This is a genomic window from Planomonospora algeriensis, from assembly GCF_977012225.1.
Genome location: NZ_CDRNDK010000017.1, coordinates 25,623 through 35,051 on the forward strand (window position 1 = coordinate 25,623; position 9,429 = coordinate 35,051).

10 protein-coding genes and 1 pseudogene are annotated in these 9,429 nt (G+C 61.0%); 5 read left to right on the forward strand and 6 right to left on the reverse strand.

Going from position 1 to position 9,429, the window contains the following annotated elements; translation table 11 throughout:
• Positions 1-50: 50 nt before the first annotated feature.
• Positions 51-473: a hypothetical protein gene (locus tag ACWJ6R_RS03700; RefSeq protein ID WP_449060828.1), complete on the reverse strand. Its 423-nt coding sequence runs from the start codon at positions 471-473 to the stop codon at positions 51-53.
• 239 nt (positions 474-712) lie between these two features.
• Here ACWJ6R_RS03700 and ACWJ6R_RS03705 point away from each other — a divergent pair, with 239 nt between their 5' ends.
• The gene (locus tag ACWJ6R_RS03705; protein ID WP_449060829.1) at positions 713-1,153 is read left to right on the forward strand and encodes an SMI1/KNR4 family protein; all 441 of its coding nucleotides are present in this window, start codon (positions 713-715) and stop codon (positions 1,151-1,153) included.
• Between the two features lie 6 nt (positions 1,154-1,159).
• Here ACWJ6R_RS03705 and ACWJ6R_RS03710 read toward each other — a convergent pair whose 3' ends face one another.
• The 3 genes from ACWJ6R_RS03710 to ACWJ6R_RS03720 form a co-directional block, all read right to left on the reverse strand.
• A complete protein-coding gene (locus ACWJ6R_RS03710; protein WP_449060830.1) occupies positions 1,160-1,723 on the reverse strand; it encodes an HD domain-containing protein in 564 nt (187 codons plus the stop codon).
• Between the two features lie 67 nt (positions 1,724-1,790).
• The gene (locus ACWJ6R_RS03715; protein WP_449060831.1) at positions 1,791-2,261 is read right to left on the reverse strand and encodes a GntR family transcriptional regulator; all 471 of its coding nucleotides are present in this window, start codon (positions 2,259-2,261) and stop codon (positions 1,791-1,793) included.
• Between the two features lie 3 nt (positions 2,262-2,264).
• Positions 2,265-2,609 (reverse strand): hypothetical protein, encoded by a 345-nt coding sequence (locus tag ACWJ6R_RS03720; protein WP_449060832.1) that lies wholly within the window; start codon positions 2,607-2,609, stop codon positions 2,265-2,267.
• Positions 2,610-2,770: 161 nt separating this feature from the next.
• Here ACWJ6R_RS03720 and ACWJ6R_RS03725 point away from each other — a divergent pair, with 161 nt between their 5' ends.
• A complete protein-coding gene (locus ACWJ6R_RS03725) occupies positions 2,771-3,505 on the forward strand; it encodes an XRE family transcriptional regulator (RefSeq protein WP_449060833.1) in 735 nt (244 codons plus the stop codon).
• 449 nt (positions 3,506-3,954) lie between these two features.
• On the opposite strand, the gene ACWJ6R_RS03730 is transcribed toward ACWJ6R_RS03725, so the two are convergent.
• Positions 3,955-5,202, reverse strand: coding sequence for a hypothetical protein (locus ACWJ6R_RS03730; protein ID WP_449060834.1), 1,248 nt, complete (start codon positions 5,200-5,202; stop codon positions 3,955-3,957).
• Between the two features lie 340 nt (positions 5,203-5,542).
• Between ACWJ6R_RS03730 and ACWJ6R_RS03735 the strand changes: the two genes are divergently transcribed.
• From ACWJ6R_RS03735 to ACWJ6R_RS03745, 3 genes are read left to right on the forward strand one after another with little or no spacing between them, the layout of a single operon-like run.
• Positions 5,543-7,618, forward strand: a complete 2,076-nt coding sequence (locus ACWJ6R_RS03735; protein ID WP_449060835.1) for a sensor histidine kinase — start codon at positions 5,543-5,545, stop codon at positions 7,616-7,618.
• Entirely contained in the window at positions 7,615-8,328 is a 714-nt protein-coding gene (locus ACWJ6R_RS03740; protein ID WP_449060836.1) for a hypothetical protein, read from the forward strand. The genes ACWJ6R_RS03735 and ACWJ6R_RS03740 overlap by 4 nt, the downstream gene beginning before the upstream one ends.
• A complete protein-coding gene (locus ACWJ6R_RS03745) occupies positions 8,313-9,221 on the forward strand; it encodes a ComEC/Rec2 family competence protein (RefSeq protein ID WP_449060837.1) in 909 nt (302 codons plus the stop codon). Before ACWJ6R_RS03740 ends, ACWJ6R_RS03745 begins: the two co-directional genes overlap by 16 nt.
• Here the strand turns inward: ACWJ6R_RS03745 and ACWJ6R_RS03750 are convergent.
• Positions 9,133-9,429: pseudogene (locus ACWJ6R_RS03750) on the reverse strand (ISAs1 family transposase); the annotation flags it as partial. The gene ACWJ6R_RS03745 and the pseudogene ACWJ6R_RS03750 sit on opposite strands and share 89 nt — an antisense overlap.

Genomic DNA, 9,429 nt, shown 5'->3' on the forward strand with positions numbered 1-9,429 from the left:
TCGTTCGGTCCCGTGGGAAGACTGCTGTCACCGGCACAGCGGTCCGCGCGTCAGTCTCCGTCATCGGCGTAGTAGTTCGTGCAGATCGCTGAGTACTCCGCGACGGAGAACCCGTCGAAGTCCCCGGCGGCCGCACACATGAGCAACCGGTCCAGGACTGCCTTCGCGTCCTCCGAGGGACGGCCTGCGAGGAACGTCTTCGTTTCCGCCAGCCCCGCTCCACACAGAAGCCGGATATCGATCGAGCAATCGGCGTCCATGCTCGCCGTCTTGGCCTGCCAGATGAGCAAGACGTCGTCGAGCGCCCCGGCGTTGAACAACTGGACGCAGCAGAGCCTCATCAGCTCGGTATCACCCGCTCCCTGCTTCCGGCGCTCCCCGGCGGTCTGGGCGGTCAGCAGTTCACGTATCTCGTCGAGGGCGTGCCCGTCCGGGTGCAGGCCGTACCGGTGGAGGAGCTCCTCCTCGTCCATGCGTTTCTCCTTCGTGGACCAGCCGGACGGCACCGTACATCGGCTGAGCTCCTTGATCACGCTGCCGTACGGTAGGTCCCATGAGCGCCCTCCCTGTCCCCGATGACACGCGGTATCCATGGCTCGACCTTCTGCGGCGCGTGGGCCCGATGGCCGTCGAGCGTGCGTCTTGGGATGCTCCCGAACCCCCTGCCCCTGGAAGCTGGCTGGGTTCGCCTGGGGCCGCTGAATCCGAGATCGTGCAGCACGAGCAGCGTCTCGGTGTCCGTCTGCCGCCGAGTTACCGGGAGTTCCTCCGGGTCACCAACGGTTGGGACGGGGACGGCCTCGCCTGCGGCCCGTTGCTGCCGATCGAAAAGATCGGCTGGCTCCGTGACCTGGACCCGCACCTGGCTGACATGGGGTCGGACCCGGACGAGGACTTGCGCGCATCCGATGAGGATTACTTCGTCTACGGAGAGGACCAGGACACGGTCCATCTCCGGTGGGAGTACGTACCGGACACCCTCCAGATCGGCGAACACGACGACGGCACGTACCTCCTCAACCCGCACATCACAACCCCGGACGGCGAGTGGGAGGCCTGGTATCTCGCGCCCTGGCTGCCCGGGGCCGTGCGCTGCCGTTCCTTCTGGGACCTCGTGAACAGCCAGTTGTGGGAGTACCCAGGAACTCCGTAGGAGGGGTTACGCGGTCCTGCTCTGCCGTGCTGCGAGCGCAGACTCGACCGCCTTGACCGCCGCCAGGATGCAGGGCGTTGATGCCGTGATCGATCGTGAGACGAGATGTTCGGGGCCGTAGCGAGAGTGGATCTCGGCCAGGCGCTCGGTGACGTCGAGGGGCACGCCGTCCGGGCTGGTGGTCATGTCGCAGTAGGTCAGCGCCTCGACCAGCTCGGGGCGCTCCTGGTCGAACTCGCTCGTGAGCGCGTCGAAGAGGTCGCGGTTGCGCGCTTCGTTGACCGCGCAGGTGTGGTGCGCGACCAGGCGGCACAGCCGGTCATCGGCCTTGATCACGTCACGCAGGTAGCGCGCACCGTCGAGCGGATGGAACCCGGTGTCGATGAGGTCGGGCGCGTAGCCGATGTCGTGCAGCCAGGCCGAGGCGATCAGCAGGTCTGCCTCTTCCCCGAGGACCGGCGCCAGCGATTCGGCCTTCGCGGCCACGCCCTGCGAGTGCGCCCAGCGGCGCGGCAACGGCTCTTCCAGGATGGTTCTGGCCAGCTCACGGGCCCATTCAGCTTGTCCCATGCGGTTCACGATAAATGCCGGACCCCGGGGGACTTCCAGGGTCCGGCCAGGGACGTCCTGAGACGTCTCAATCCCGATCAGGCCGGACGAACCGGCCCTTACCGTGCTCGGTGGTGATCAGCCCTTCCCGCTCCAGATCGGCCAGGGCACGGCGGACGGTGTTGCGGGAAGCCCCGTGCCGACGGCGCAGCACATGCTCACTCGGCAGCACCGTCCCGGCGGCCAGCGTCCCGGCGTGGATCTGTTCGCGCAGGTCCCGGGCGATCGCCTGGTAGCGGTACGCCGCCGCGGCGTGTCCGTCGCCGGCCACCACGCGGCCCTTGCCCGGCAGGGTGACGATCAGCCCTTCGTTCTCCAGGACGGCCAGGCCCCGGCGGGCGGTGGTACGGGCCACGCAGAACTGCGCACTCAGGGCCGTCTCAGAGGGCAGAGCGCTTCCCGGCGGGTAGGTGCCCGCGGTGATCTGGGCGCGGAGCCGGTCGGCGAGTTGCCGGTAGACCCGCCCGCCGGTCAGCCACCTGCTCTCGTGTTCGGGCATCGGTCAGGAGCGGTAGGCGTTGATGATCCGGCTGAGGTCGAGGCCGAGCTCTCCCTGTTCGCCCTCGCGCCAGCCGGCCCGTGCCGCTTCGGCGATCCGGTCGGCCGCGGGGAACAGCTTGAGGCAGGAGACCCGCTCGTCGTGCTGGTCGCCCCAGTAGAACCACTGGAACGGCAGGTGGATGTAGACCCGGCGGGCGCGGAAGGCGCTGTCGGTGACGTCCAGGCACGGCCGGTCCTTGTCATCGATGATCAGAACCGCGATGACCTCCCGGTCCACCAGCTCGTTGCGCAGCGCGGTGAGCAGATCGACCTGATAGGCCCGCTGGTTGGCTTTCACGGCACTCATGGGGACTCCCATCGGTGGAGGGCGGACCCGATACGCAGGTGGTCCGTGCCGATGAGCTTCGTTCGAGGGGCGGGACTTCCCCACCACGACTTAGGGACGTCTAGGGACGTCTCGTGTTACCGTCGCAGGCACCGGCCCTGCTGCGGAAGGTGCGCCCCCTCATGAACGAGAACCTCCGTCACGCGCTCATCCGAGCGCGATTGCAACCCATCGACATCGCCGCCCGCCTGACGGTGGACCCCAAGACCGTCGCCCGCTGGATCAGCGGCCGGATCCCCTACCCCCGCCACCGCCTGGCGGTCGCCGACCTCCTCGGCGTGGACGAGGGCGAGCTCTGGCCCGAGCAGGCTGAAGGCCGGCGGATGTTCCCTGGGGAGATCAAGGCGGTCTATCCGCACCGCTGGGCCGTACCGGCCGAGACCTGGCGCGGCTTCTTCCAGGCGGCGGAGAAGGAGATCGGCATTCTCGTCTACAGCGGCCTGTTCCTGGCCGAGGACGCCGGACTGTTGCGCATCCTCACCGAGCGAGCCCGCGCAGGCACCCGGGTCCGCATCATCCTGGGTGACCCCGACAGCCCGCAGGTAGCAACCCGAGGAGTCGAAGAGGGCATTGGCGCCGACGTCATGGCCGCCCGCGTCCGCAACGCCCTGGCCCTCTACCGCCCCCTCCAGAACGTCGAAGGCATCGAAGTCCGGCTACACCGCACAGTGCTCTACAACTCGATCTACCGCGCCGACGACGGCCTCTTGGTCAACCTCCACACCTACGGCACCCGAGCCCCCGAGGCGCCGGTCATCTACCTGACCCGCACCGAGACCGACAACGCCGCAGTGACCTACCTCGACAGCTTCGAACGAGTCTGGGCCAGCACCAAACCAGCAGTTCACACGGACTGATCGGCACCCTGCCCAAGATCGAACGTAACTTATCTTCTCGATTTCAAGGCGGTCCGCCCCCGGCGGCCCGCCGCGCGTTGGGCGGTCACCGGCCGCGCTGCGGCTCTTCGGCCGGTCGCGACCGGCGCCGCCCACGCGCCGATGTCCACCGATCACACGTCCCGAACCGGTAGAAAGCTCTCCAACCATCTGGATGAACCGTCTGTAATGGCTGCCGCGCCGCTTCCGATGCTCGGGCCTGGCGGCCCTGCGCTTCGGGTCGGCTTGCCACCGGATGACTTGGGTATCTCGTCAGCGCACAACACCCGAGCGGGCCGGTAAATTGTCCACGCCGTGACTGTTCGTCTACATACCTGAGGAACGTAGTACCTGTTATCCCCGCTCCAAGCGGCTCACTGGCACACCTACTAATCCACCTAGTACAGCTCGGCTGCGTAGGCGAGGCGACCTCACGGCGAGCGCCAAGGCAAAGACTTGAGCACTCCGACAGTGAGGTGACGGCATCGGATTCGATGGTCCAGCCAGTCCGAAACCTCGAGAGAGCTGAGAATATCGAGCAGCCGTGGATAGCTGACATCTGTTCCTGGTTTGATTTTCAGAGTGATCACGTGGTTGTCAACAGCGATAGGGGAACTGCCAGCCACCAGGACGCCAGTCGCTCTCGATCCGGCAGCTTCACCTGGCCGTGACGTCCGACGAACAGCAACGAAGGGAGGAGAGAGAAGCTTGCCTGGAAAATGTCGGCGACGTGAAGGCTCGAACATTGTGCCGGAAGGGGGCATCCCGCGTGCGGTCAAGTAAGGGACCTCGGGTCCCTCGTGCGGGTCTCGGTTGTCGACTACGGGGCCAACCCGAATGTCGAAAAGTTCACCGAGACGAGTTTCTGCGGTCAGATCAGACCACCAAGGAGCCTGCGAAATGACGTCTACTGTTGCCGTATTGCGACGACCATGGAGCAAGAACACATCGATATCAGTGTGATCATCGAACTGGCCAAATGGAGATATTAGTTCCGCAGTAATGAGTTTCTCGACTTGCTTTCTCCAAGCGTGAAACCGGCTTCCGCTGCGCAGAACATCAGGCAGAATGGCGGTCAGCCGGCCGCCCGCCGATAGTGTTTGCGCCGCTTCCAGCAGGAATATCCCGGCTTGAGAAGTAAGCCCCGAAGCCCACCGGCAATCCTGCTCGGCTGGAACAAAGCCAAAAGGTGGGTTGAGCAACAGGTGGCCACGGAAGCCACCCGATACTCGCAGGGCTTCCAGCCCATTGCCGACCTGGACATGCTTGAACAGTCGAGTTGCTGTCTCAGCCGAAAGCGCGATCTTGTCGCCTCGCTGCCGATGCAGGGCTGCGGCAGCGAGAAACAACCTCAGACGAGCTGCCGCAACGAACTCAGCTTGAGTATCGTGGCCATAAAGGCGATTTGCCCAAACTTGCAACGTTTTGCCAAAAGTGCCCCGTAATGGCAGATGCTCGCTCGCTGCAAGAAGCAGGTCACCTGCTCCGCAGGTTGGGTCCCAGAAGACAGTCCTACTGTTGGGGATCGACTGTGACTTGAGTATGTCACCAAACCGGTCTCGGGCCTTGCCGCCGGTGAAGTAGGCGCCCGCTTGCCGTCTGAACTCGAGTGGTACGAGGTTGCGCAACATGCTTGACGCTTGTCCGTTGAGCGCCGCATGGACGTCCTGTGCGATCACCTCCCATGAGCCCCGCCCGACATCGTTCGCGAGGGATGAGAGGTCTCGGACGTACCGCTCGTATCCCGCAGAACCCACCATGACCTCGTCATCTCGAGCCGTACTCACTAGCGCAGCGCATGTCACGGCCATTCTGCAGGAATCCGACCCAAAAAGCGACCAGACGCGCTGCCCTAGAGCAGGCCTCCACGTTACGATGGTCGCCCGGTACGTGCGAGATCCTGTCTTGCCCTTCGTTCGGACTCGGAAAGGGAATCATATGGCGCACCGGCTCCGCTTCGCGCCCGAGGTGCTGATCCGTCTAGGTGAGGAACTGGTCCCCCACGCGGACCTTGGGATCATGGAGCTTGTCAGGAACGCCTACGATGCCGACGCTACGAAGTGCACACTCGAGCTGAGCGGGGCAGGGGCCGTTGGCGGCAAGCTGGTCGTCCGCGACGATGGAGACGGGATGACCGCTGAGCAACTCGCCTCTGGGTTCCTCCTCATTGGCAGGTCTGGAAAGTCTTCCTCGACCCACACAAAGGATGGGCGGCGCAAGGTCGGGGAGAAGGGCTTAGGAAGGGTTGCCGCGCTGAGGCTAGGTCGTCAGGTCGAAATCAGCACCCGGTCGGTAGAAGAACCAGGGGTTGAGCACATGCTCAGCATTGACTGGGACCTGATCGACTCTTCAGAAGCCGTCGAGGACGTACCGCTCACCATCAGCAGCCGCAAGTCGAGCCGGCCCAACGGTACAGAGATTGTTGTCACGGGACTGCGGCAAGCTATCGAGGAAACCAATGCCAGACGCCTGGCGCGCTCCTTGCTCCTGCTGAGTGGCCCGTTCCCCGAAACTACTGCCTTCCGCATCGAGTGCGATGCACCGGAATTTCGTTCGTTGTTGAACATCTTCGACCAACCTCTCACTGAATGGTATGAATATCGGCTAGTCGCTAAGCTTGATTCCGAGGGCCAGGTTTCAGCTTCCCTCTTCAATTGGCGAGGTGAGGAGGAGTTTTCGGGAAATCATAGTGACGTAGCGCTAGTTCGCCCTAGTCGGAACCGCAAGCCTGTGCCAGTAGCGAAGTTCGATGCACCTGAGGCTCTTTTTGAGCTGTGGATGTTCAACCTTAATCCCGGGGCATCCAAAGAAGTTCGGCGCGTAGGACAAGCCACATCGAGTCTAAAAGATTGGTTGGCTTCGGTTGGCGGCGTCCATCTATATCACCGTGGCCTCCGCGTTCAACCGTATGGCGATCCTACGACTGACTGGCTGAACATGAACCTGAAACGTGCAGTCTCTCCAGAACTACGTCCATCTACGAACAACTCTGTAGGGCGCCTTATCGTCGATGACCCAGATAATCTACTGCGGCCGAAGACTGACCGCAGTGGCTTTTTGGATAATCTCGCATTTGATGAACTTAGAAATTTTGCAACATGCGCCCTGGATTGGGCTGCCACCCAACGTCTAACTCAGCGAGAACAAAGACGTGTAGGAGCCTCAAAGAAGGCCGAGAATAGAGTGAGGGTTGCAGAGGAGAAATTTCAGAATCTAATAGAAGCAATTAAGCCAAGTGACTCCGATATGCTACCGCTCGACGCAAGCGATCCGGCTTTGGTTGACTCGATCGTTGAGACAGCCTCGGAGCTCATGGATACGCTGAGCGAGGAAAACCGAGCACTCCGCGAAGATCTGCTCCTTTATCGGACTTTGGCCAGTGTGGGAACCAGCACGTCTGTTTTTGCGCACGAAGCCCTAAAGCCAGCCAAGCGGATCATAACTGATCTCGGTACTGTCCGAAGAAGAATCCAATCCCGCATCACTAACGAAGAATACGAACGCTCTTTTCGAGAACCAGTAGATAGTGCATCGGAAAGCGCCGAGACGTTGGAGACTTTCGCCCAACTACCATTGAGGCTGCTCGAAAAAAGAAAGCGGGATGTTGTCGACGTTGAAATTGACTCGGCTTGTGAGGTGATCACAGCTCTTCTTTCTCGCTATCTGGATGAGAGGGATATTCGAATCGAATTCGATCTCGATGCGCCAGGCGCTAAAGTCCGTACAACTATCGCGGACCTTCAATCAATCCTTTCTAACCTGTTGGCAAATGCTGCTCATGCCTTCACTCGGCAAGACGCTCCTCCTGGCGACCGCGTGATTCGCATTCGCACCCGTCCCAGAGATCGTAATAATCGGCCCGGTGTAACTATTTGCGTCGATGATACGGGGCCGGGAATACGTAGGATTCCTATCGAATCTATTTGGCTTCCTGGTAAGACCACTCGGGACAACGGGACAGGTCTTGGTCTAACCATCGTTCGCGACATCGTCGCGGACTTGGGCGGAATTCAGGAAGCAAAGGGTAACGGTGAACTTGGTGGCGCGCGAATTATCATCTGGCTTCCAACGCTTGACGGGGAAGGTGCAGCATGAGCACATTGACGCTATCTCCCGGCGCGTCAGTTGTAGTGGTCGATGACGACCCGCGTGATGCTCGGAGCTGGACGTATCCGCTGCAGGATGCTGGTTACCAGACAGTAACTATCTCCGATTTCGACCCGTCTCAGAATGCTGAGGCTTTTCTTGCCCAACTCAGCGGTCACTTCGATGCACTCGTCTGTGACCATATGCTGAGTGGTCGATCAGCTGTTCCTTTCACTGGTGCTGAGCTTGTCTGCAAGGCTAATCGCGCACCGCAACCAATCCCGGCGGTTCTGATCAGTAGTCATGTTCAGACCGATCAGACAGGATCTATACTGCGATGGCGCGAAGGCATTCCTGCCGTCGTCGATAAGAGCGAGATGTCTGAAAGTGTCCTTGACGCTCTAAGCTTCACCATCGATGAGCTTTCCGGGATGGTGGTACGGGAGCGGAGGGCCTTCACCACTCCGATCGAAGTACTTGAGGTGCATGCCCAAAACGAGGCGCCGAAGGCTAAGGTAATCGTCGTTGGGTGGCGTATCGAGACTTCGGTTTGGATGCCTCTGCAGCCTATCTTAGATGCGACTGGACTAGCTGCTGACCAGTTAGCAGGAAGATGGCTGGAAGCCGATGTTAATTGCTATGCTCGAGATGCTTCCGAGCTCTTCTTTCGCGACATCGTCCTTGCCCCCGCATTGCCCGAAGGATGGCTGCAGGCGTGACTACCCCGGCGATAACTCCGAATGTTACTCAGTCCACAAGCGATGACCCGCTTGAAATCACCATCCTTGATGTCGGCCACGGTAACTCGGCTTTGGTGCGAGACGGTAAGCAATGCGCGGTCATCGATGCAGAACCGGGAACGATGGTTATCGACGAACTAGAGAGTATTAAATGTGACCACATCGAGCACTTGATCTTCTCGCACTCCGATAAGGATCATGCTGGTGGTGGTCCGACTCTTCTTCTTGACCCTGCGAGAACGATTGGAACCGTATGGTTTAACGTCGACAGCGAGAAAGAGACTAAGGTCTGGGAACGGCTTCTATATGCTGTCTGGACTCGGCAGCGTAAGGGTGGGCTGGGTGGTCATCAGCTCATCCACACTGAAATTGACAGGACGCTTACCTGTGGGCGCGCTCGGCTGGAGATCTGCCACCCAAGTATTCTCATGGCAGGTACTGGACCCAAGCGCACTTCGTCTTTCGGCCGCCTCAGTACGAACACTGTCTCTGTTGTCATTCGTGTGCACTTGGACAAGCGGCCGGCCGCACTCCTCGCTGCCGATATGGACCGTATAGCCCTTGACCATATCCGAGATAACGAGTGGGACCTCAAAGCGCCGGTACTCGTTTTCCCTCATCACGGGGGAAGGCCTGGAAGAGACGATCCACTCGACTTTGCTCGACTTATTACACGCCTGGTTTCGCCCGATTTGGTCATATTTTCTATTAAGAACGCAAAGCGTCCCGCCAACCCGCATCCCCAGATTGTTCAGGCAGGGCCCCGGCGAGTTTGTGAATTGATCAGCTTGATGCGCTATGCCCGACTCGGAACAGGTCGAGGATGCGCTGGTGACCGTAGATGTGGTGGCGTCGGGCGTAGGCGAGGTTGACGTAGCCCGCGTGACGCAGAGCACCGATGGCGAGGTTGCGGAAGGCGGCCAGGGCGCGGGGGATGGTGCCGGTCCGCGCCTGATGAGCGTCTTCTCCGAAGGTGACGTCTCGGACGTGATGGATGCCGTTCTCGATGGCCTTCCAGTGAGCGCGGACGTAGTGGGCGATCTGCGCGGCCGAGGCTTGATCGGCGGTCAGGTCGGTGAC

What these genes read in the sequence shown, in the direction of transcription:
- ACWJ6R_RS03700 (WP_449060828.1), bottom strand. Translation starts at nt 473, where the DNA reads ATGGACGAGGAGGAGCTCCTCCACCGGTACGGCCTGCACCCGGACGGG.
- ACWJ6R_RS03710 (WP_449060830.1), bottom strand. Translation starts at nt 1,723, where the DNA reads ATGGGACAAGCTGAATGGGCCCGTGAGCTGGCCAGAACCATCCTGGAA.
- ACWJ6R_RS03715 (WP_449060831.1), bottom strand. Translation starts at nt 2,261, where the DNA reads ATGCCCGAACACGAGAGCAGGTGGCTGACCGGCGGGCGGGTCTACCGG.
- ACWJ6R_RS03720 (WP_449060832.1), bottom strand. Translation starts at nt 2,609, where the DNA reads ATGAGTGCCGTGAAAGCCAACCAGCGGGCCTATCAGGTCGATCTGCTC.
- ACWJ6R_RS03725 (WP_449060833.1), top strand. Translation starts at nt 2,771, where the DNA reads ATGAACGAGAACCTCCGTCACGCGCTCATCCGAGCGCGATTGCAACCC.
- ACWJ6R_RS03735 (WP_449060835.1), top strand. Translation starts at nt 5,543, where the DNA reads ATGGAGCTTGTCAGGAACGCCTACGATGCCGACGCTACGAAGTGCACA.
- ACWJ6R_RS03740 (WP_449060836.1), top strand. Translation starts at nt 7,615, where the DNA reads ATGAGCACATTGACGCTATCTCCCGGCGCGTCAGTTGTAGTGGTCGAT.
- ACWJ6R_RS03745 (WP_449060837.1), top strand. Translation starts at nt 8,313, where the DNA reads ATGGCTGCAGGCGTGACTACCCCGGCGATAACTCCGAATGTTACTCAG.